Here is a 20,596-nt window from a genome sequence, read left to right on the forward strand (position 1 = left end):
GGCTGCTGCGCAGCCCTTTCGCGGCACAAGGCCGCTCCTACAGGGGATCGCATTCACTTGTAGGAGCGGCCTTGTGCCGCGAAAGGACCGCAAAGCGGTCCCGGGATATCAGCTTTCAATCAGGCTGCTTGTCGACCCACTTCGGCAGCACCGGCGATTCGAACTGATCCATCCCGTCCAGCAGCTCATCCGGCTGCTGCCCAAGCAACAGCATCGCCCGATGCTGCGGCCGCACGAAGCCCTCTTCGACGATATGGTCGAGGAACCCGCCCAGCTTTTCATAGAACCCGTTCACATCCAGCAGCCCCAGCGGCTTGGCGTGATAGCCCAGTTGCCCCCAGGTCCATACCTCGAACAGCTCCTCCAGCGTGCCCAGGCCACCCGGCAGGGCGATGAAGGCATCGCTGAGCTCGGCCATGCGCGCCTTGCGCGCGTGCATGCCGTCCACCACTTCCAGGCGGGACAGGCCCTTGTGGCCGATCTCGGCGTTCATCAGGCTTTGCGGAATGATACCGATGACTTCGCCACCGGCGGCCAGGGCGGCATCGGCGACGGTGCCCATCAGGCCGACCGCGCCACCGCCGTAGACCAGGGTCAGGCCACGGCGGGCGATGGCCTGGCCCAGGGCCACGGCGGCTTCGCGATAGGCGGGGTTGGCACCGATGCTGGCGCCGCAGAAGACACAAACGGAACGTACAGGCATTGCTTATCTCCCTTTACATGCGCGCACAGGGTAAGGCGCATGCCTGTCGCTTCCAAGGGGGAGATCACTCGGGGCGGGCGAACTCGCAGATGGCGCCACTGGCTCCGTGGGCGTAGGCGGCGAGCAGGCTGTTCATGAAGCTGGAAAGGGACATTTCATTCAACTCCTAAATGAGAGGTTGTCCCATCGTCTATCAAGAGGGCATGATGTGCACTTTGATTGGTTGTATACAATCCATTGAACAAATCTACTGTCTGGCCACTTGACACCCCTTGACCCACATCAGGTACGGGCGTCCTGTTTTCAGGCAGTCTCGCAATTGATAAAACCCTGCCAAGGAGATTCATGATGTTTGCGAAAGCTGTAGCGGTATCCCTGCTGACCCTCGCCAGCGCCTCTGTCTTTGCCGCCGACTGCAAGGTGACTGTCGACTCGACCGACCAGATGTCGTTCAACACCAAGGAATTCACCATCGACAAGAGCTGCAAGACCGTCGAGATCGAACTGACCCACGGTGGCAGCCTGCCGAAGAACGTCATGGGCCATAACCTGGTCATCAGCAAGACCGCCGACATGCAGGCCATCGCCACCGAAGGCATGTCGCAAGGCCTGGACAAGGACTACATCAAGGCCGACAACGCCGCGATCATCGGCCACACCAAGATGATCGGTGCCGGCGAGAAGGACACCATCAAGCTCGACACCTCGAAGCTGGAAGCCGGTGGCGACTACAGCTTCTTCTGCACCTTCCCGGGCCACATCTCGATGATGAAGGGCAAGGTTGTCGTCAAGTAATCAAAACCTGACGCCGTACCCTGTGGGAGCGGGGCAAGCCCGCTCCCACTTTCAACCTCATGCTATTCAGGGCGCGAACGGCAGCTCGCGCTTGTGCTGGGTCTTGCGGTAGGTGGCGACGATGATGTCGAACGCTGCCTGATCGACCGGCTGCCCATGCAGGAACGCATCGATCTGCTGGTAGGTCACGCCGTGTGACGCCTCGTCCGGCTTGCCTGGCTCGAGATCTTCCAGGTCCGCGGTCGGTACCTTCTCCACCAGCGACTCTGGCGCGCCGAAGGTGCGCGCGATGGCCCGCACCTGGTTCTTCACCAGCCCGCTCAGCGGCGCCAGGTCGCACGCTCCGTCACCGAACTTGGTAAAGAACCCCATCACCGCCTCGGCGGCGTGGTCGGTGCCGATCACCAGGCCCGCGCGGGCGCCGGCAACGGTGTACTGGGCGACCATGCGCGTGCGCGCCTTGACGTTGCCGACGACGAAGTCCACCAGGGTCGGCGAGCCATTTTTCAGCTCCTGAACTTCCGCCGCCAGGGCCTTCACCGCCGGGGCGATGTCGATGGTGTGCACTTCATCGGCCTTGATCACCTCGAGGCAAGCCTGGGCGTCATGCTCGTCATGCTGCACTTGATACGGCAGGCGCACAGCGATGAAGGTGTAGGCCGGGTCGCCGGTCTCGCTGCGCAGCTCGTTGATGGCGCGCTGGGCGAGCAGGGCGGCGGTCAGCGAGTCGACGCCGCCGCTGATGCCCAGGACCAGGGTCTTGAGCCGGGCATTGGCCAGGCAGTCCTTGATGAAGGCCACGCGCCGGGCGACTTCCCGCTCGAGCGCGGCGGCGTCTGTGAACGGCGGCTGCACCTTGAGCGCCCGGGCAATCTCTTGCTGAACGGCTTGCATGGGTTACTCCTTGCTGGGGACTTTGAATACGTGACGCAGGTAGGCGACGAAGTTCGCGTCGCGGCACTGGGTCTTGGCGGCTTCGTCGGAGATCTTCGCCACTGGCGAGCCGTTGCAGTCGGTCATTTTAAGCACGATGTTCATCGGCGCCACACCGGGGATGTCGCAGGTCAGGTTGGTACCGATACCGAAGCTGACATTGATGCGCCCGCGCAGGGCCCGGAAGATCTCCAGCGAGCGGGTCAGGTTCAGGCCGTCGGAGAACACCAGGGTCTTGGTCATCGGGTCGATCCCCAGCTTCTGGTAGTGGGCGATGGCCTTCTCGGCCCAGGCCACCGGCTCGCCCGAGTCGTGGCGCAGGCCGTCGAACAGCTTGGCGAAGTACAGATCGAAGTCCTGGAGAAAGGCATCCATGGTGATGCAGTCGGTCAGGGCGATACCGAGCAATCCACGGTATTCGCGGACCCAGCAGTCCAGGGCGGCGATCTGGCTGTCGATCAGCCGCGGGCCGAGCTGCTGGTGGGCCATGATCCACTCGTGGGCCATGGTGCCCAGGGGCTTGATATCCAGTTTCCATGCCAGGTCGACGTTGCTGGTGCCGACGAAGCGGCCCGGGAACTCATCGCGCAACACCCGCACCACCTCTTCCTGCACGCGGCTGGAGAAGCGCCGGCGGGTGCCGAAGTCGGCCACCTGCAGGTGGGCCAGTTCGTCGTCGCTGGCATGCGCGCGCAGCCAGTCGAACTTGCGGTGCAGTTGGTCGCGGGCTTCGGCGAGGCGCATGCGCGGGTGCAGGTGGCGGTTGCGCACCTCGCTGATGATCGCCAGCAACGGCACCTCGAACAGGATCACATGCAGCCAGGGGCCGCGCAGACGCAGGAACAGCTGATCGTTTTCGATACCGATGCGCACATAGCGCAGGTTGAAGCGGAACAGGCGCAGGAAGCGCAGGAAGTCCGGCTTGAGGAAGCTGATGCGCTCGAGGAAGCCCAGCTGATCGTCATCCAGGGTCAGCTCGCTGAGCAGTTCGAGCTGGTTGCGGATCTCGCCCAGGTAGGGCCGCAGGTCCTCGCCGTTGCGGCAGCGGAATTCCCATTCGACATCGGCGTCCGGGTAGTTGTGCAGGACGCCCTGCATCATCGTCAGTTTGTAGAAGTCGGTGTCGAGCAGGTTGTGCACGATGCGCTCGGCGAATGCGCTCTCGCTCATCAGGGGGAAGCTCCAAGGCGGGCAATGGCGACCATTGTGCCAGATCGCGGGGCAGGCCCGCTCCCACGCCGCCCGCAATCGCGGCCTTTGCAGGTAATTTTCCCTGCGCCAGCTAGCCTTCTAACGGTGCCGCCTGTAGCAGTCACGCACCAGCGGTGTGCAGTTCGGTGACGTCCGCTGTTACAGGTCGGTTGCACGTTAACACTCGCAAGGGTTGCAATGATGGCGCTCGAAGGTTGCTCCTTGTCTAGGCGTGTCGGTAGCGCTCGCTGCGCAGTAGACGGTTGCACGCTCAATAAAGAAAAGGCCGCCGGTCGCCTCTGTTCACCCCCTCTCGTGTGTTTTCCCGGAAGACAAAACCACTGGCACGGCCCTTGCTCGGAGCACAGGGCTGAGAAGTTGTAGTGCCAACCAAAAAAAATACTCTAGGAGCACCACCTCATGTCGCAGACGTTTTACAAGAAAGGTTTCCTGGCACTGGCCGTAGCCACGGCACTGGGTGTTTCTTCGTATGTTCAGGCCGACATCAAGATCGGCGTCGCGGGTCCCATGACCGGGGCCAACGCAGCGTTTGGCGAGCAGTACATGAAAGGTGCGCAGGCAGCGGCCGACAAGATCAACGCCGCTGGCGGGGTCAACGGCGAGAAGATTGTCCTGGTCAAGGGCGATGACGCCTGCGAGCCCAAGCAGGCCGTGGCCGTGGCCAACCGCCTGGTCGACCAGGACAAGGTGGCGGGCGTAGTTGGTCACTTCTGCTCCTCCAACACTATCCCCGCTTCCGAGGTCTACGACGAGGCCGGCGTGATCGCCATCACCCCGGGCTCCACCAACCCACAGGTGACCGAGCGTGGCCTGTCCGCGATGTTCCGCATGTGCGGCCGTGACGACCAGCAGGGCATCGTCGCCGGCAACTACATCGTCGATGTGCTCAAGGGCAAGAAGGTCGTCGTGTTGCACGACAAGGACACCTACGGCCAGGGCCTGGCCGACGCGACCAAGGCGCAGTTGATCAAGCGCGGCGTCACGCCGGTGCTGTACGAAGGCCTGACCCGTGGCGAGAAGGACTTCAGCGCCGTGGTCACCAAGATCCGCGCCGCCGGTGCCGACGTCGTCTACTTCGGCGGCCTGCACCCCGAGGCCGGTCCGCTGGTACGCCAGCTGCGCGAGCAGGGCCTGAAGGATGTGGCGTTCATGTCCGACGACGGCATCGTCACCGACGAACTGGTGGCCACCGCCGGCGGCGCCCAGTACACCAACGGCGTGTACATGACCTTCGGCGCCGACCCACGCCTGCTGCCCGACAGCAAGACCGTGGTGGAGGAGTTCCGCAAGAACGGCACCGAGCCTGAGGGTTACACCCTGTACGCCTACGCTTCGGTCCAGGCCCTGGCCGCCGCCTTCAACGGCGCCAAGTCGAACAAGGGCGAGGACGCCGCCAAGTGGCTCAAGGCCAACCCGGTCAAGACCGTCATGGGCGAGAAGAAGTGGGACAGCAAGGGCGACCTGACCGTCTCCGACTACGTGGTCTACCAGTGGGATGCCAACGGCAAGTACCACCAGCTGGAAAAACAAAAATAACAATGGCCAACGGCCCGCGTGCGTTTCGCACCGGGCCGTAGCCCCGCGGTACCTGTCATTGTCAGTAGATCTGCACAGTTCTGCGCTGCGAGGGCCGTTGCATCCGGATCCTGCGTGGTCGGCGCTCGTGCAATCTCAATCAGGTGAGATTGCGTTATGGATGGTATTTTCCTGCAGCAACTGGTCAACGGCCTGACCCTCGGGTCGGTCTACGGCCTGATCGCCATCGGCTACACAATGGTCTATGGCATCATCGGCATGATCAACTTCGCGCACGGCGAGGTGTACATGATCTCCGCGTACCTCGCGGCGATCAGCCTGGCATTGCTGGCCTACTTCGGTATCGAGTCGTTTCCGCTGCTGATGCTGGGCACCCTGTTGTTCACCATCGTCGTTACCGGCGTCTATGGCTTCACCATCGAACGCATCGCCTACAAACCCCTGCGCAACTCCACCCGCCTGGCCCCGCTGATCAGCGCCATCGGTATCTCGCTGATCCTGCAGAACTACGCGCAGATCAGCCAGGGCGCCCGCCAGCAAGGCGTGCCGACCCTGCTCGAAGGCGCCATGCGCATCGAGGTGGGCACCGGCTTCGTGCAACTGACCTACACCAAGATCTTCATCCTGGTGGCCGCCTTCGTCGGCATGGCGTTGCTCACCTACGTCATCAAGTACACCAAGCTCGGGCGCATGTGCCGGGCGACGCAGCAGGATCGCAAGATGGCCTCGATCCTGGGCATCAACACCGACCGGGTGATCTCCTACGTGTTCGTCATCGGTGCGGTGATGGCCGCGCTGGCCGGCGTGCTGATCACCATGAACTACGGCACCTTCGACTTCTACGCCGGCTTCATCATCGGCATCAAGGCGTTCACCGCCGCGGTGCTCGGCGGTATCGGCTCGCTGCCGGGGGCGATGCTCGGCGGCATCATCCTGGGGATCTCCGAGTCGTTGTTCTCCGGCCTGATCAACTCCGACTACAAGGACGTGTTCAGCTTCTCGCTGCTGGTGATGATCCTCATCTTCCGTCCCCAAGGCCTGCTGGGTCGCCCGCTCGTGGCTAAGGTGTGAACATGTCCGCTGCCAATTCTGCCTCTGTTGCCCAATCCAAGGGTTTCGACCTCAAACGCAGCCTGCTGGAGACGATCGTCGCCGGCCTGCTGGCCCTCATCGTCTTCGGTCCGGTCGTCGGCGTGGTGCTCGACGGCTACAGCTTCAACGCCGAGCCGGCCCGCGTGGCCTGGCTGGTCGGCGGCGTGATGGTCGGGCGCTTCATCCTCAGCCTGTTCCTGCAGACACCGACCGGCCAACGCATGCTCCAGGGCTTCGACAGCGGTGGCTCGGGCGTGCATGTGCTGGCGCCGGACTACAAGTCGCGGCTGCGCTACATCATCCCGGCGCTGATCGTCATCGCCATCGTGTTCCCGGTGTTCGCCAACAAGTACCTGCTGACCGTGGTCATCCTCGGCCTGATCTACGTGCTGCTGGGCCTGGGCCTGAACATCGTGGTGGGCCTGGCAGGCCTGCTCGACCTGGGCTACGTGGCGTTCTACGCCATCGGCGCCTACGGCCTGGCCCTCGGCTACCAGTACCTGGGCCTGGGCTTCTGGAGCGTGCTGCCGCTGGCGGCGATCGCTGCCGCGCTGGCCGGGTGCATCCTCGGCTTCCCGGTGTTGCGAATGCACGGCGACTACCTGGCCATCGTCACCCTGGGCTTCGGCGAGATCATTCGCCTGGTGCTGAACAACTGGCTGTCGTTCACCGGCGGCCCGAACGGCATGCCGGCGCCGTCGCCGACCTTCCTGGGGCTGGAGTTCGGCCGTCGGGCCAAGGACGGCGGAGTGCCGATCCATGAGTTCTTCGGCTTCGATTACAACCCCAACCTGAAGTTCGTGTTCATCTACGCCGTGCTGTTCCTGGTGGTGCTGGCGGTGCTGTACATCAAGCACCGGCTGACCCGCATGCCGGTCGGGCGCGCCTGGGAGGCCCTGCGCGAGGACGAGATCGCCTGCCGTTCCATGGGCCTGAACCATGTGCTGGTCAAGCTCTCGGCGTTCACCCTGGGCGCTTCCACCGCCGGTTTGGCCGGAGTGTTCTTCGCCACCTACCAGGGCTTCGTCAACCCGTCGTCGTTCACCTTCTTCGAGTCGGCGCTGATCCTGGCCATCGTCGTGCTTGGCGGCATGGGCTCGACCGTGGGCGTGGTGATCGCGGCATTCGTGCTGACCGTGGCCCCGGAGCTGCTGCGCAGCTTCTCCGAGTACCGGGTGCTGCTGTTCGGCGTGCTGATGGTGCTGATGATGATCTGGCGACCGCGGGGGCTGATCCGCATCAGCCGTACCGGCGTGGTCCCGCGTAAAGGAGTGGCGCCATGAGCGACGAAATCATTCTGTCGGTCGACAACCTGATGATGCAGTTCGGCGGCATCAAGGCGCTCAGCGATGTCAGCCTGAAGGTCAAGCGCAACCAGATCTTCGCCCTGATCGGCCCCAACGGCGCCGGCAAGACCACTGTGTTCAACTGCCTCACCGGCTTCTACAAGGCCAGCGGCGGACGTATCGAGCTGAACGTGCGCGGCAGCCACACCAACGTCATCCAGCTGCTCGGCGAGCGCTTCCAGGCGGCGGACTTCGTCTCGCCGGCGCGCTTTGCCAACCGCCTGTACTACAAGATGTTTGGCGGTACTCACCTGGTCAACCGCGCAGGTCTTGCCCGCACCTTCCAGAACATTCGCCTGTTCAAGGAAATGTCGGTCGTGGAAAACCTGCTGGTGGCCCAGCACATGTGGGTCAACCGCAACCTGCTGGCCGGCGTGCTCAACACCCCGGGCTACCGCAAGGCCGAGAGCGACGCGCTGGACCATGCGTTCTATTGGCTGGAGGTGGTCGACCTGGTCGATTGCGCCAACCGCCTGGCTGGCGAGCTGTCATACGGCCAGCAGCGGCGCCTGGAGATCGCCCGGGCCATGTGCACGCGACCGAAGATCATCTGCCTGGACGAGCCGGCCGCCGGCCTCAACCCGCAGGAGACCGAGGCCCTGAGCCGCATGATCCGCGTGCTGCGCGACGAGCACGACATCACCGTGGTGCTGATCGAGCATGACATGGGCATGGTCATGAGCATCTCCGACCATATCGTCGTGCTCGACCACGGCAACGTGATCGCCGAGGGCACGCCGCAGGACATCCGCCACAACCCGACGGTGATCGCCGCCTACCTGGGTGCAGACGAAGAGGAGCTGATATGAGTGCGCCCATTCTCGAGTTGAAGGACCTGGATGTGTTCTACGGGCCGATCCAGGCCCTGAAGAAAGTCTCGATGCACATCAACGAAGGCGAGACGGTGAGCCTGATCGGCGCCAACGGCGCGGGCAAGTCGACACTGCTGATGTCGATTTTCGGCCAGCCGCGGGCGGCCTCCGGGCAGATCGTCTATCGCGGCACCGATATCACCCGCAAGTCGTCGCACTACATTGCCTCCAACGGCATCGCCCAGTCTCCGGAAGGGCGCCGGGTGTTCCCTGACATGACCGTCGAGGAGAACCTGATGATGGGCACCATTCCGATTGGCGACAAACATGCCGGTGAGGACATGCAGCGCATGTTCGAGCTGTTCCCACGGCTCAAGGAGCGGCGCAACCAGCGCGCCATGACCATGTCCGGCGGCGAGCAGCAGATGCTCGCCATCGCCCGGGCGCTGATGAGCCGGCCCAAGCTGCTGCTGCTCGACGAGCCCTCGCTGGGGCTGGCGCCGATCGTGGTCAAGCAGATCTTCTCCACCCTGCGCGAGCTGGCGCAGACCGGCATGACCATCTTCCTCGTGGAGCAGAACGCCAACCATGCGCTGAAGCTGTCGGACCGGGCCTATGTGATGGTCAACGGGCAGATCCGCATGACCGGGACCGGGCAGGAGCTGTTGGTCAACGAGGAGGTGCGTAACGCCTATCTGGGCGGGCACTGATTTACGTTCCACAGATCGCGGGGCAAGCCCGCTTCCACAGGTGCCGGTTGGGTCTGTGGGAGCGGGCTTGCCCCGCGATGCGTTTTATGCCAGACGGCAGATGTGGACAACTTGTCGCATATCTTTCTTGAGACACTCCACAACCCCACTGCAAGCCCTTGTTTCCACAGGTGGAAAACTTTCCACGGATTATGTGGAACCGCCTGTGGAAAACATGGTGGCACCTCGCTCCAGCCCAGATAAATCAGTGCGTACAAGCATTTGGTCGTTTTTTGACCAAGTGCTGCTTGTGCATGATTTTGCATGTGTTTTGCGCAGCCAATGGATCCGCCTACAGTGTGGGGCTTTCTGTGGATAACTCTGTGGGAAAACCTTGGACAGACCGCCAGAAGCGGCATGGTTGAAAGCGTTGCGCCATCATGCAGCGATGTCCACAACCCACAGAGGTTCCCTTGACCCGACGAGTTGCCCCCAAACCGTGGGGAAAGCCTTGTGGATAAGATGCGTATAGCCCGACGCAGCCCTTCTATCATGGGCCTCAGCGGGGTTAGTACGTTTTTTGACCAGTGGCGATGACGGTTGTGGTCGGGCCCTGCGCCGGGCATGCTGCGAGGCCTGTCGACGACAATCCAACGCTGAGGAGAAGAGCATGACATCCACCGTATTCATCACCGGCGCGACGTCCGGTTTTGGCGAGGCCACCGCCCGCCGTTTCGCCGACGCCGGCTGGAAGCTGGTGCTCACCGGCCGGCGCAAGGAGCGCCTGGATGCGTTGTGCCATGAACTGTCGGCCAAGACCGAGGTGCACGGCCTGGTGGTCGACGTGCGTGACCGTCAGGCGATGGAGGCCGCCATCGCCAGCCTGCCGCCGACGTTCGACAAGCTGCAGGGCCTGGTCAACAACGCCGGGTTGGCGCTGGGCGTCGACGCCGCGCAGAACTGCAGCCTGGACGACTGGGAAACCATGGTCGACACCAACATCAAGGGGTTGATGTACACCACCCGTTTGCTGCTGCCTCGACTGATCGCCCATGGGCGCGGCGCGTCGATCCTCAACGTCGGTTCGGTGGCGGGCAATTACCCGTACCCGGGTGCGAACGTGTATGGCGGCACCAAGGCGTTCGTCGGCCAGTTCTCCCTGAGCCTGCGCTGCGACCTGCGAGGCACCGGCGTGCGGGTGAGCAATATCGAGCCGGGGCTGTGCGAGAGCGAATTCTCGCTGGTGCGTTTCGGTGGGGACCAGGCGAAGTATGATGCGACCTACGCCGGTGCCAATCCGATCCAGCCCCAGGATATCGCCGAGACCATCTTCTGGATCCTCAACCAGCCTGCGCATATCAACATCAACAGCCTGGAGCTGATGCCGGTGAGCCAGGACTGGGCTGGCTTCTCGATCGACCGATCGGCCAAGGGTTGAATCATGGTGCGGGGTTGTCAGGCAGCCCCGCAGACACGAGGTGTCCACGCTTGAAGAAAATCGCCCTGTTCGCCGATGTGCAGAACCTCTACTACACGGTTCGCCAAGGCCATGGCTGCCATTTCAACTACGCCGCGCTGTGGGCCGAGGTCAGCCGTGAAGGGCAGATCGTCGAGGCGGTGGCCTATGCCATCGACCGTGGCGACAGCAAGCAGCAGCAGTTCCAGCAGATCCTGCGCAACCTTGGGTTCGAGGTGCGCCTCAAGCCCTTCATCCAGCGCGCCGATGGCTCCGCCAAGGGCGACTGGGACGTGGGGATCACCCTCGACGTCATCGAGGCGGCGGCGCGGGTCGACCAGGTGGTGCTGGCTTCTGGTGACGGCGATTTCGACTTGTTGCTGGAGCGGGCGATGCAGCGCCATGGCGTCGAAACGGTGGTCTACGGTGTACCCGGACTGACGGCCCTGGCGCTGATCCGCGCGGCCAGCCGTTATGTGCCCATCGAAGGCAAGTTGCTGTTGCGCCACTGACCTGTTCACAGGTTCCGGGCTGGAGTGGTGCGTGGGGCTTCAGCCCTTTTTGCCATTGCCCTCCAGATGCCCCAGCGGCACCCGTCGCGCCACCGCGCTCGACAGGATGATCGACGTCTTGGTGAAGCCCAGCTGCGACACACGGTTGATCAGCGCCTCCAGCTCGCCCATCGAGGTGACGGCCGCCTGCATGATCACGCATGGGTCGCCGGTCACCCGATGGCATTCGGTGAGTTCAGGGATTTTCTCCAGGGCCTCGTAGGCCTGCTGGTTGCCATGGCTGGCCAGGCGCAACTCCATCACGCACTGGATCGGCAGCCCGATCTTCTCCAGGTCGACCTTGGCCGTGTAGCCGCTGATCACGCCGCTGGCCTCCAGCTTGGCCACCCGCTCGGCCACTGCCGGGGCCGAGAGATTGACCTGGCGCGCCAGCTGCGCGTAGGTGGCCCGCCCGTTTTCCAGCAGGGCGGCGAGGAGCATGCGGTCGTACTTGTCCATGGTGACTCCTGCTGACTTTGTAATCGATTGGAAAAGCGCTGCATAACCATGCATTACAAAGTGTTTCGGTGTTTTAAACGTGTTTTGTAACTTAAGTTTGCGCCTGGGCCTTTCTAAACTAATCCACCCGTAAACGGATTTCGAGCCCTTGCCATGTCCACTGCCCGTCGCTTCCCGTTATTGCTTGTCGGCGCCTTTCTTGCCCTGTACCTGGTCTGGGGCTCGACCTACCTGTTCATCCGCATCGGCGTGGAGTCCTGGCCGCCGATGCTGATGGCCGGGGTGCGGTTCGTGATTGCCGGCAGCCTGCTGTATGGCTTCCTGCGCTGGCGCGGCGTGCCGGCGCCGACCTGGCCCCAGTGGCGCGCGGCAGGGGCGATCGGTTTCCTGCTGCTCAGTTGTGGCAACGGCGGGGTGACCCTGGCCGAGCATGCCGGGGTCGCCTCGGGCGTGGCGGCGCTGGCGGTGGCCACGGTGCCGCTGTTCACCCTGGTGTTCGGCCTGTTCTTCGGCCATCGCAACTCGCGCCTGGAGTGGGCGGGCATCGCCCTCGGGCTGGTCGGCATCGGCATGCTCAACATGGGTTCGAACCTGCAGGCCAGCCCCATGGGCGCGGCGCTGATCCTGTTCGCCGCAGCGGCCTGGGCCTTCGGTTCGGTGTGGAGCAAGAGCCTGCCGCTGCCCCAGGGGGCGATGGCCAGTGCCGCGGAAATGCTGGTGGGCGGCGCCGCGTTGCTGATCGGCAGTGCCGTCAGCGGCGAGCGCCTGACCCAGATGCCCACCGCCGCCGGTTGGGGCGCGCTGGCCTACCTGGTGTTCTTCGGCTCGATCCTGGCGTTCAGTTCCTACATGTACCTGCTCAAGCACGTGCGCCCGGCGGCGGCCACCAGCTATGCCTACGTCAACCCGGCGGTGGCGGTGTTGCTGGGGATCGTCTTCGCCGGCGAGCAGATCGGTGCCGAGGAGTGCGTGGCCATGGCGGTGATCATCGGCGCGGTGGTGCTGATCGGCCTGCCGCAGTGGCGCAAGGCGCCGGAGTCGCCCGTGCCGCTTAAAGAAGGGGTGTGCAAGTAAATACCGGCCACCGTGGCACTGGGGTAAACTTGCCGCCTTCGCTGAACCCCCTGACGGTATTGCCATGAATTTCGCCCAACTCGGCCTGATCGAACCGCTGCTGCGCACCCTGCAGACGCTGGACTACACCACGCCCACCCCGGTCCAGGCCAAGGCCATCCCCGCCGTGCTCGCCGGCCGCGACCTGATGGCCGCCGCCCAGACCGGCACCGGCAAGACCGCTGGCTTCGCCCTGCCGGTGCTGCAGCGCCTGGCGCTGGAAGGGGAGAAGGTCGCCAGCAACTCGGTGCGCGCGCTGGTGCTGGTGCCGACCCGCGAGCTGGCCGAGCAGGTCCACGCCAATGTGCGTGAGTACGCCGAGAACCTGCCGCTGTCCACCTACGCGGTGTACGGCGGTGTCAGCATCAACCCACAGATGATGCGTCTGCGCCGCGGCGTCGACCTGCTGGTGGCGACCCCGGGCCGTCTGCTCGACCTGTTCCGCCAGAACGCCATCAAGTTCGGCCAGGTGCAGACCCTGGTGCTCGATGAAGCCGACCGCATGCTCGACCTGGGTTTCGCCGAGGAACTGCAGGCGGTGTACGCGGCGTTGCCGCGCAAGCGCCAGACACTGCTGTTCTCCGCCACCTTCTCCGACCAGATCCGCATGCTCGCAGGCCTGGCGCTGAACGACCCGTTGAGCATCGAAGTCAGCCCGCGCAATGCCGCTGCCAACACGGTCAAGCAATGGCTGGTGCCGGTGGACAAGAAGCGCAAGGCCGACCTGTTCTGCCACCTGCTGCGCAAGCAACGCTGGAAGCAGGTGCTGGTATTCGCCAAGACCCGCAATGGCGTGGATCAGCTGGTCGAGCGTCTGCTGGCCGAGGGCGTGAACGCCGACGGTATCCACGGCGACCGCCCGCAGGCCACCCGCCAGCGTGCCCTGGACACCTTCAAGGCGCGTGAAGTCCAGGTGCTGGTGGCCACCGATGTGGCCGCCCGCGGTCTGGACATCGATGACTTGCCGCTGGTGGTCAACCTCGACCTGCCGATCGTCGCCGAGGACTATGTGCACCGTATCGGTCGGACCGGTCGCGCGGGCAACAAGGGCGAGGCGATCTCGCTGGTGTGCGCCGACGAGGTTCAACTGCTGGCGTCGATCGAGACGCTGATCCGCCAGGTGCTGCCGCGCCACGAGGAGCCGGACTTCATCCCCGATCACCGGGTGCCGGTGACCGATGCCAGTGGCCAGGTGCTGAAAAAGCCGAAGAAACCCAAGAAGCCGAAAGAGAACAGCGCCAAGCGTGGCCTGGGGCGCTGGATGGACAGCGAGGAGGCGGGGGCTTCGGCGCCGGCGGTCAAGGCCGTGCGCAAGGTGCCGAGCTTTGGTGGCAAGCCGGGCAAGCGTAAGCCTTGAGATTTTTGGGGCCGCAAAGCGGTCCCAGCATTCTTCAGGCCAGGCGCGCCAGCCAATCCGCCGCCGCGCTCCCAGCCCGCAACCCACTGGCGAAACACGCCGTCAGCAGGTACCCCCCAGTCGGCGCTTCCCAATCCAGCATCTCCCCCGCGCAGAACACCCCAGGCAGGTTGCGCACCATCAGCCCCTCATCCAACCCTTCGAAGCGCACGCCACCAGCACTGCTGATCGCCTCGTCCAGCGGCCGGGTCCGTACCAGCGTGATCGGCAACGCCTTGACCGCCGCCGCCAGGCGCTCGGGGTCGGCAAAGGTCGCCTGGTCGGTCAGCTCGCGCAACAACGCCGCCTTCACCCCGTCGATCCCGAGCTGGCCGTGCAGGTGCTTGGCCATCGAGCGCGATCCCCTGGGCTTGGCCAGGGCCTGGGCAATCTTGTCCACAGACCGGTCCGGCAGCAGGTCGAGCAGCAGCGTCGCCCGCCCGTCGCGGTCGATCGCTTCACGCAGCGCCGCCGACCAGGCATACACCAGGCTGCCCTCCACCCCTTGGGCGGTGAGGATGAATTCGCCTTTGCGCGACGCGGCGCCAGGCATGCCGAGGGCAATGTTCTTCAGCGGGGCGCCGGCGAACTTGTCCTTGAGCAGATCGCTCCAGCCCTCGACCTCGAAGCCGCAGTTGCTCGCCCGCAGTGTAGAGATATCCACACCCCGTTCGGCCAGCAGCGGTACCCAGGCGCCGTCCGAGCCCAGGCGCGCCCAGCTGGCGCCACCCAGGGCCAGCACCACGGCGTCGGCCCGAACCTGCAGCTCGCCTTGTGGATAACTGATCCGCAGGGCGCCTTCGGCTGTCCAGCCCAGCCAACGGTGCCGGGTGTGGATAACCACGCCGGCTTCGCGCAGGCGCTTGAGCCAGGCGCGCAGCAGCGGCGCGGCCTTCATGTCGCGAGGGAACACGCGGCCCGAGGTACCGACGAAGGTTTCGATGCCCAGGCCGTGAATCCACTGGCGCAGGGCCTCGCCATCGAAGTCGCGCAGCAGCGTGTCGATCTCGCCCTGGCGTGCGCCGTAACGGCCGATGAAGGCGGGGTAGGGCTCGGAATGGGTGATGTTCATGCCGCCGACGCCGGCCAGCAGGAACTTGCGGCCCACCGAAGGCATGGCGTCGAACACTTCGACCGCCATCCCGCGCCGGGCCAGGGTCTCGGCGGCCATCAGGCCGGCGGGGCCGCCGCCGATCACGGCGACGAGGGGGCGGGAGGCGGGGCGTGGATCGTTCATGGCGGGCGACAGGCTGTGGAAAAGACCGCGCATTCTACCTCAGCGGGGCCTGCCACGACACTGCTCAAAAAACGATCAACTCTTTGCAGCTCAGGCAGTTAAAGGGCTGGAGCGGCTTTCCCGCAGGTTATCCACAAGCGGTTCCACAGTCATTGTGAACAACCGAGCACCCGCGCCGCGCTGTGGTGGAGGATGCCGTGGCGCCGGGCCAGGGCTTCGCGGTCCTTGCTGTAGCCGCCGCCGATCACGCCCACCACCGGGATGTCGCGGCCCAGGCACTGGCGCAACACCTGCTCGTCGCGGGCGGCCAAGCCTGCGTCGGTCAGTTGCAGGTAGCCCAGGGCGTCGTCCTTGTGCACATCGACGCCGGCGTCGTACAGCACCAGGTCGGGCTGGTACAGCGGCAGCAGGTAATTCAGCGCGTCTTCGACCACCTTGAGGTAGGCGTCGTCGTGCATGCCGCGGGGCAGGGGGATGTCCCAGTCGCTCTGGGCCTTGCGTGCCGGGAAGTTCTGCTCGCAGTGCAGCGACACGGTGATCGCCTCCGGCGTGTCGTGGAGCATGCGCGCGGTGCCATCGCCCTGGTGCACGTCGCAGTCGAAGATCAGCACCCGGTGCACGCGACCGGCCTCCAGCAGGTAGCGGCTGATCACCGCCAGGTCGTTGAAGATGCAGAAACCGGCCGGGTGATCGTAGTGGGCGTGATGGGTGCCGCCGGCCAGGTGGCAGGCGATGCCGTGTTGCAGCGCCTGCTCGGCGGTCAGCAGCGAACCGCCCACGGCGCGCACGGTGCGCCGGGCCAGGGCTTCGCTCCAGGGCAGGCCGAGGCGGCGTTGGTCCTCGCGGGACAGTTCGCCGTTCATGTAGCGCTCGATGTAGTCGCGGTCATGGGCCAGGGCGAGGATGTCGTTGGGGCAGATCTCGGGGCGCAGCAGGGCGGCGTCGGTGGTCAGGCCGCTGTCCACCAGGTGATCGCGCAACAGGCGGAACTTGTCCATCGGGAAGCGATGGTCCGGGGGGAATTCGGGGCTGTAGTCGTCGTGGTAGATCAGCGGCAGGGGCATGGTGTCGGCGTGATGGGGGCGAGTAGCGATCTTGCCAGCTTTGATGGCGTCGGTGCCAACGCAATCGCGGGGCAAGTCGGGTCGCCGCATCGCCGCTCCCACGGGGCTGCAGCGGGCTTGCCCTGCGACAGGGACATGCAGTTATTGACCTGTGGAGGCCAGCACCCTTTGCCAGTCCGGCTCGTTCATCCGCCCAAGGATTCGCGCCTTGCCGTTGCCATCCACCGACACGAACAGCGCGCTGGCATAACCGCTCTCGCGCTCGCCGCCCGGCACATGCTGCTGGCGGGCGAAGTGATCGATGCAACCGTTGTGGGTCACCAGCACCAGGTTGTGCCCGGGCCGCTTGCGGGCCATGGCCTCGGCCGGGAACGGGCGGTCGCAGCGCTCCAGCCAGTCTTCACTGGTCACGGCCTGGCCGAGGATGAAGTGCGCGGTCTGGCGGGTGCGCAGCTTCGGGCTGCTGAGCAGGTCGGCGCCGGCCAGCCCCAGTTGCTGCAGGCCCTGGCCGACCCGTTGCGCCGCCTGGCTGCCGGACAGGGTGATGCCGGTCGGATCGTCCAGGCAGGGCCCCGGGGCACTGTCGCAGCGTTCGGCGTGGCGAATCATCACGATCACCGCGCCTTCCTTCCAGTCCTGCAGCAGGCCGCTGTCGCTCAACTGTTGCTCGTTGCCAAGGTTCACGATGTGCGTCCTCGTCGCTAGCCAGGTGCTGGCCCCGGCCAGGGCCAGGAGCAGGCCGATGGCGGCGCCGACCACGGTGCGCGAGCGGCGGCGTTTGCGGGGGGATAGCAGGGCTGGGTTGTGCAGGGTGTTGCTGGGGGGCATGCGTCACTCCGATGGCAGTGCGGCGTCGACGAAGGCCGCGGTAGTGTCGGCATTGTGCGAAGTGGCCTGTCGGGGGGCGGTGAAGCCGATGTGAAAAAAGCATCGGCTGGCCGATGCGCGCGGCCTACGCTGTACACTGCCAGACCGTGATTTCGGAGCCGTGCCGATGACCCCCCTCCTCGAACTGGAAAGCCCGCGCCTGGTGTTGCGCCAATGGCAGGACGACGACCTGCGCGAGTTCGCCGCCCTGTGCGCCGACCCGCAGGTGATGCGCTATTTCCCCGCGCCGATGACCCGGGTCGAGGCGGCGGCGCTGATCGGCCGCATCCGTGGCCATTTCAACGAGTACGGCTTCGGCCTGTGGGCCCTGGAGCGCAAGGACAGCGGCGCCTTCATCGGCATGACCGGCCTGCTCAACGTCAACTTCGACGCCCCGTTCGGCCCGGCGGTGGAGATCGGCTGGCGCCTGGCCCGTCGCCACTGGGGGCTGGGCTTCGCCAGCGAGGCGGCCTGGGCCTGCCTGCGCTGTGCCTTCGCCCAGCTGCACCTGGACGAGGTGGTGTCGTTCACCACCGAGGGCAACCTGCCGTCGCAGAAGGTGATGCAGGCCATCGGCATGGTCCAGGACCTGGCGGGCAGCTTCGAGCACCCTCGCCTGCCCGTCGGCGACCCGCTGCGCCCCCATGTGCTGTACCGCATCGACCGCGACCGCTGGCAACAGAACCTGCGCGGCTGAATAGGTCGCCATTCGTACGACGGGACGAACGGCAAAACCCTGTATCATTCGCCGGTATAACCGCGCCGTATTGCCTTGCCAGGAGAATCCCATGAGCCACGTACTCGACGATCTGGTCGACTTGCTGAGCCTCGAGTCCATCGAGGAGAACCTGTTCCGCGGACGCAGCCAGGACCTGGGCTTCCGCCAGCTGTACGGTGGCCAGGTGCTCGGTCAGTCGCTGTCGGCGGCCAGCCAGACAGTCGAGGACGCGCGCCACGTGCATTCGCTGCACGGTTACTTCCTGCGTCCGGGCGATGCCAGCATGCCGGTGGTCTATTCGGTGGACCGTGTGCGCGACGGCGGCAGCTTCAGCACCCGGCGGGTCACGGCGATCCAGAAGGGCCAGCCGATCTTCACCTGCAGCGCCTCGTTCCAGTACGACGAGGACGGTTTCGAGCACCAGGCGCAGATGCCGGACGTGGTCGGCCCGGAAAACCTGCCCAGCGAAGTCGAACTGGCCAGTGCCATGGCCGACAAGCTGCCCGAGCGCATCCGCGAAAAGGTGCTGTGCGCCAAGCCTATCGAGATCCGCCCGATCACCGAGCGTGATCCGTTCGACCCCAAGCCGGGCGAGCCGATCAAGTACGCCTGGTTCCGTGCCGACGGCAACCTCCCGGACATCCCGGCGTTGCACAAGTACCTGCTGGCCTACGCCTCGGACTTCGGCCTGCTGACCACATCCTTGCTGCCCCATGGCAAGTCGGTGTGGCGCAAGGACATGCAGATCGCCAGCCTCGACCATTCGCTGTGGTTCCACCGTGACCTGCGCGCCGACGAGTGGCTGCTGTACGCCACCGACAGCCCCTGGGCCGGCAACGCCCGCGGCTTCTGCCGTGGCAGCATCTTCAACCGCGCCGGGCAGCTGGTGGCCTCGTCCACCCAGGAAGGCCTGATCCGCCATCGCAAGGACTGGGCATGAGCCTGGGGGACATTCGCCATTGGGTGTTCGACATGGATGGCACCCTGACGGTCGCCGTGCATGACTTCGCGGCCATCCGCGAGGCGCTCGACATTCCGTCCGACCACGACATCCTCACCCACCTGGCCGCCTTGCCGGCGGCGGAAGCGGCGGCCAAGCATGCCTGGCTGCTGGAACACGAGCGCGACCTGGCGATCGCCTCCAAGGCCGCGGACGGCGCGGTGGAGCTGGTGCGTGAGCTGGCCGGGCGTGAATGCCGGCTGGCCATCCTCACCCGCAATGCCCGCGAACTGGCCCATGTCACCCTCGAGGCCATCGGCCTGGCCGACTGCTTCCCGGTCGAGCACATCCTCGGGCGCGACGAGGCAGCGCCCAAGCCCAGCCCTGATGGGCTGCTGCAGATCGCCCGCGCCTGGGGCGTGAGCCCCGGTGAGATGGTGATGGTGGGTGACTACCGCTTCGACCTCGACTGCGGCCGGGCCGCAGGCACCCGCACCGTATTGGTCAATCTGCCGGACAACCCATGGCCGCATCTGGCCGACTGGCATGCGGCCGATTGCCGGGCGCTGAGGGCGTTGCTGGGCTGACGGCCCTGTCGCGGGGCAAGCCAGACCTGTCTAAGCTGCACTGCACCTTTTCCCACGATGGAGACCCACCCATGACCACCAAGGCCCTCTACGTCCTGCCCGGTGGCGGCTACGACAAGGTCCAGGTTGGAGCCTGCGAAACCGCCGCGCCCAAGGCCGGCGAGATCACCGTGCGCCTGCACGCCAGTTCCCTCAACTATCACGATTTCGCCGTTGTCAGCGGCATGTGGGGGCCGAGCGAGCGGCGCATCCCCATGGCCGACGGCGCTGGCGAAGTGATTGCGGTGGGCGCCGGTGTCAGCGAGTTCCAGGTCGGTGATGCGGTGGTCAGCACCTTCTTCCCCGACTGGCTCGATGGCCAGGCCCAGGTCGAGGGCTTTGCCAGCGTGCCGGGCGACGGCATCGACGGCTATGCCCGTGAACAGGTAACCGCCCGGGCCACCTCCTTTACCCTCGCGCCCAAGGGCTACAGCCATGCCGAGTCGGCGACCCTGACCACCGCCGGCCTCACTGCCTGGCGCGCCCTGATGAGCGATGACCACCTCAAGCCCGGCGACAGCGTGCTGGTGCAGGGCACCGGTGGCGTGTCGATCTTCGCCCTGCAATTCGCCAAGCTGGCCGGCGCCACGGTGATCGCCACCTCGTCCAGCGATGCCAAGCTGGAGCGTCTCAAGGCGCTGGGCGCGGATCACCTGATCAACTACAAGGCCACGCCCGCCTGGGGTGAAAAGGTCCGTGCACTGACCGGCGGACGCGGCGTGGACCATGTGATCGAAGTCGGTGGCCCGGCCACGCTTGAGCAGTCGATGATCGCCGCGCGTATCGGCGGGCATGTGTCGTTGATCGGCATCCTCACCGGCGTGGCCGGGCAGCTGCCGCTGGTGCAGGCACTGGTGCGGCAGATCCGCCTGCAGGGTGTGCTGGTGGGCAGCCGTGCCCAGCAGCAGGCGATGGTCCGCGCCATCGACGCCAATGGCCTGCGGCCGGTGGTGGACAAGCATTTCGAGCTGGAGCAGATGGTCGAGGCCTTCAAGTACCAGGAGAGCAACAAGCATTTTGGCAAGATTTGCCTGACCTGGTGACGTGGGAG

21 protein-coding genes are annotated in these 20,596 nt (G+C 65.2%); 14 read left to right on the plus strand and 7 right to left on the minus strand.

The genetic code is table 11. The features are described 5' to 3' along the window. Positions 1-115 precede the first annotated feature (115 nt). On the minus strand, positions 116-703 hold the full coding sequence (locus HU751_RS18415; RefSeq protein WP_186734497.1) for a cytokinin riboside 5'-monophosphate phosphoribohydrolase: 588 nt from the start codon (positions 701-703) through the stop codon (positions 116-118). 348 nt (positions 704-1,051) lie between these two features. On the opposite strand from HU751_RS18415, the gene azu reads away from it, so the two are divergent. Next, the gene (gene azu, locus HU751_RS18420; protein ID WP_050707129.1) at positions 1,052-1,498 is read left to right on the plus strand and encodes an azurin; all 447 of its coding nucleotides are present in this window, start codon (positions 1,052-1,054) and stop codon (positions 1,496-1,498) included. A 66-nt stretch (positions 1,499-1,564) separates the two neighbouring features. Here azu and nadE read toward each other — a convergent pair whose 3' ends face one another. Next, entirely contained in the window at positions 1,565-2,392 is an 828-nt protein-coding gene (gene nadE / locus HU751_RS18425) for an NAD(+) synthase (protein WP_186734496.1), read from the minus strand. A gap of 3 nt (positions 2,393-2,395) precedes the next feature. Then, the gene (gene pncB / locus HU751_RS18430; RefSeq protein ID WP_186734495.1) at positions 2,396-3,601 is read right to left on the minus strand and encodes a nicotinate phosphoribosyltransferase; all 1,206 of its coding nucleotides are present in this window, start codon (positions 3,599-3,601) and stop codon (positions 2,396-2,398) included. 441 nt (positions 3,602-4,042) lie between these two features. On the opposite strand from pncB, the gene HU751_RS18435 reads away from it, so the two are divergent. From HU751_RS18435 to HU751_RS18465, 7 genes are all read left to right on the plus strand, one after another. Next, positions 4,043-5,179, plus strand: coding sequence for a branched-chain amino acid ABC transporter substrate-binding protein (locus HU751_RS18435; protein WP_186734494.1), 1,137 nt, complete (start codon positions 4,043-4,045; stop codon positions 5,177-5,179). A gap of 156 nt (positions 5,180-5,335) precedes the next feature. After that, a complete protein-coding gene (locus HU751_RS18440; protein WP_028688242.1) occupies positions 5,336-6,250 on the plus strand; it encodes an ABC transporter permease subunit in 915 nt (304 codons plus the stop codon). Positions 6,251-6,252: 2 nt separating this feature from the next. Then, a complete protein-coding gene (gene livM / locus HU751_RS18445; RefSeq protein ID WP_186734493.1) occupies positions 6,253-7,554 on the plus strand; it encodes a high-affinity branched-chain amino acid ABC transporter permease LivM in 1,302 nt (433 codons plus the stop codon). Beyond that, positions 7,551-8,426, plus strand: coding sequence for an ATP-binding cassette domain-containing protein (locus HU751_RS18450; protein WP_050707124.1), 876 nt, complete (start codon positions 7,551-7,553; stop codon positions 8,424-8,426). The genes livM and HU751_RS18450 overlap by 4 nt, the downstream gene beginning before the upstream one ends. Further along, a complete protein-coding gene (locus tag HU751_RS18455) occupies positions 8,423-9,139 on the plus strand; it encodes an ABC transporter ATP-binding protein (protein WP_028688239.1) in 717 nt (238 codons plus the stop codon). The genes HU751_RS18450 and HU751_RS18455 overlap by 4 nt, the downstream gene beginning before the upstream one ends. Before the next feature lie 649 nt (positions 9,140-9,788). Continuing rightward, positions 9,789-10,556: an SDR family oxidoreductase gene (locus HU751_RS18460; RefSeq protein WP_186714248.1), complete on the plus strand. Its 768-nt coding sequence runs from the start codon at positions 9,789-9,791 to the stop codon at positions 10,554-10,556. 50 nt (positions 10,557-10,606) lie between these two features. After that, on the plus strand, positions 10,607-11,086 hold the full coding sequence (locus HU751_RS18465) for an NYN domain-containing protein (RefSeq protein ID WP_186734492.1): 480 nt from the start codon (positions 10,607-10,609) through the stop codon (positions 11,084-11,086). Positions 11,087-11,125: 39 nt separating this feature from the next. On the opposite strand, the gene HU751_RS18470 is transcribed toward HU751_RS18465, so the two are convergent. After that, positions 11,126-11,584 carry an Lrp/AsnC family transcriptional regulator gene (locus HU751_RS18470; RefSeq protein WP_186714246.1) on the minus strand — a complete coding sequence of 153 codons (459 nt, stop codon included), beginning with the start codon at positions 11,582-11,584 and terminating at the stop codon, positions 11,126-11,128. Positions 11,585-11,737: 153 nt separating this feature from the next. Here HU751_RS18470 and yedA point away from each other — a divergent pair, with 153 nt between their 5' ends. Beyond that, positions 11,738-12,658: a drug/metabolite exporter YedA gene (yedA, locus tag HU751_RS18475; RefSeq protein ID WP_186734491.1), complete on the plus strand. Its 921-nt coding sequence runs from the start codon at positions 11,738-11,740 to the stop codon at positions 12,656-12,658. A gap of 64 nt (positions 12,659-12,722) precedes the next feature. Then, positions 12,723-14,054, plus strand: coding sequence for an RNA helicase RhlE1 (gene rhlE1, locus HU751_RS18480; protein WP_186734490.1), 1,332 nt, complete (start codon positions 12,723-12,725; stop codon positions 14,052-14,054). 34 nt (positions 14,055-14,088) lie between these two features. Here rhlE1 and HU751_RS18485 read toward each other — a convergent pair whose 3' ends face one another. The 3 genes from HU751_RS18485 to pmrG form a co-directional block, all read right to left on the minus strand. Next, positions 14,089-15,330: a TIGR03862 family flavoprotein gene (locus HU751_RS18485; protein WP_186734516.1), complete on the minus strand. Its 1,242-nt coding sequence runs from the start codon at positions 15,328-15,330 to the stop codon at positions 14,089-14,091. A gap of 149 nt (positions 15,331-15,479) precedes the next feature. Then, positions 15,480-16,394, minus strand: coding sequence for a histone deacetylase family protein (locus tag HU751_RS18490; protein WP_186734515.1), 915 nt, complete (start codon positions 16,392-16,394; stop codon positions 15,480-15,482). Between the two features lie 141 nt (positions 16,395-16,535). Beyond that, positions 16,536-17,222, minus strand: coding sequence for a lipopolysaccharide core heptose(II)-phosphate phosphatase PmrG (gene pmrG, locus HU751_RS18495; RefSeq protein ID WP_186734489.1), 687 nt, complete (start codon positions 17,220-17,222; stop codon positions 16,536-16,538). Between the two features lie 166 nt (positions 17,223-17,388). Here pmrG and HU751_RS18500 point away from each other — a divergent pair, with 166 nt between their 5' ends. From HU751_RS18500 to HU751_RS18515, 4 genes are all read left to right on the plus strand, one after another. Next, positions 17,389-17,958, plus strand: a complete 570-nt coding sequence (locus HU751_RS18500; protein WP_186734488.1) for a GNAT family N-acetyltransferase — start codon at positions 17,389-17,391, stop codon at positions 17,956-17,958. Positions 17,959-18,049: 91 nt separating this feature from the next. Then, the gene (gene tesB / locus HU751_RS18505) at positions 18,050-18,919 is read left to right on the plus strand and encodes an acyl-CoA thioesterase II (RefSeq protein WP_050707021.1); all 870 of its coding nucleotides are present in this window, start codon (positions 18,050-18,052) and stop codon (positions 18,917-18,919) included. Next, complete coding sequence (locus HU751_RS18510) at positions 18,916-19,506, plus strand: HAD family hydrolase (protein WP_186734487.1); 591 nt, start codon at positions 18,916-18,918, stop codon at positions 19,504-19,506. The genes tesB and HU751_RS18510 overlap by 4 nt, the downstream gene beginning before the upstream one ends. Positions 19,507-19,577: 71 nt before the next feature. Beyond that, entirely contained in the window at positions 19,578-20,588 is a 1,011-nt protein-coding gene (locus HU751_RS18515; protein WP_186734486.1) for a zinc-dependent alcohol dehydrogenase family protein, read from the plus strand. Positions 20,589-20,596: the final 8 nt, after the last annotated feature.

It is taken from the genome of Pseudomonas peradeniyensis (genome assembly GCF_014268935.2).
Lineage (GTDB): Bacteria > Pseudomonadota > Gammaproteobacteria > Pseudomonadales > Pseudomonadaceae > Aquipseudomonas > Aquipseudomonas peradeniyensis.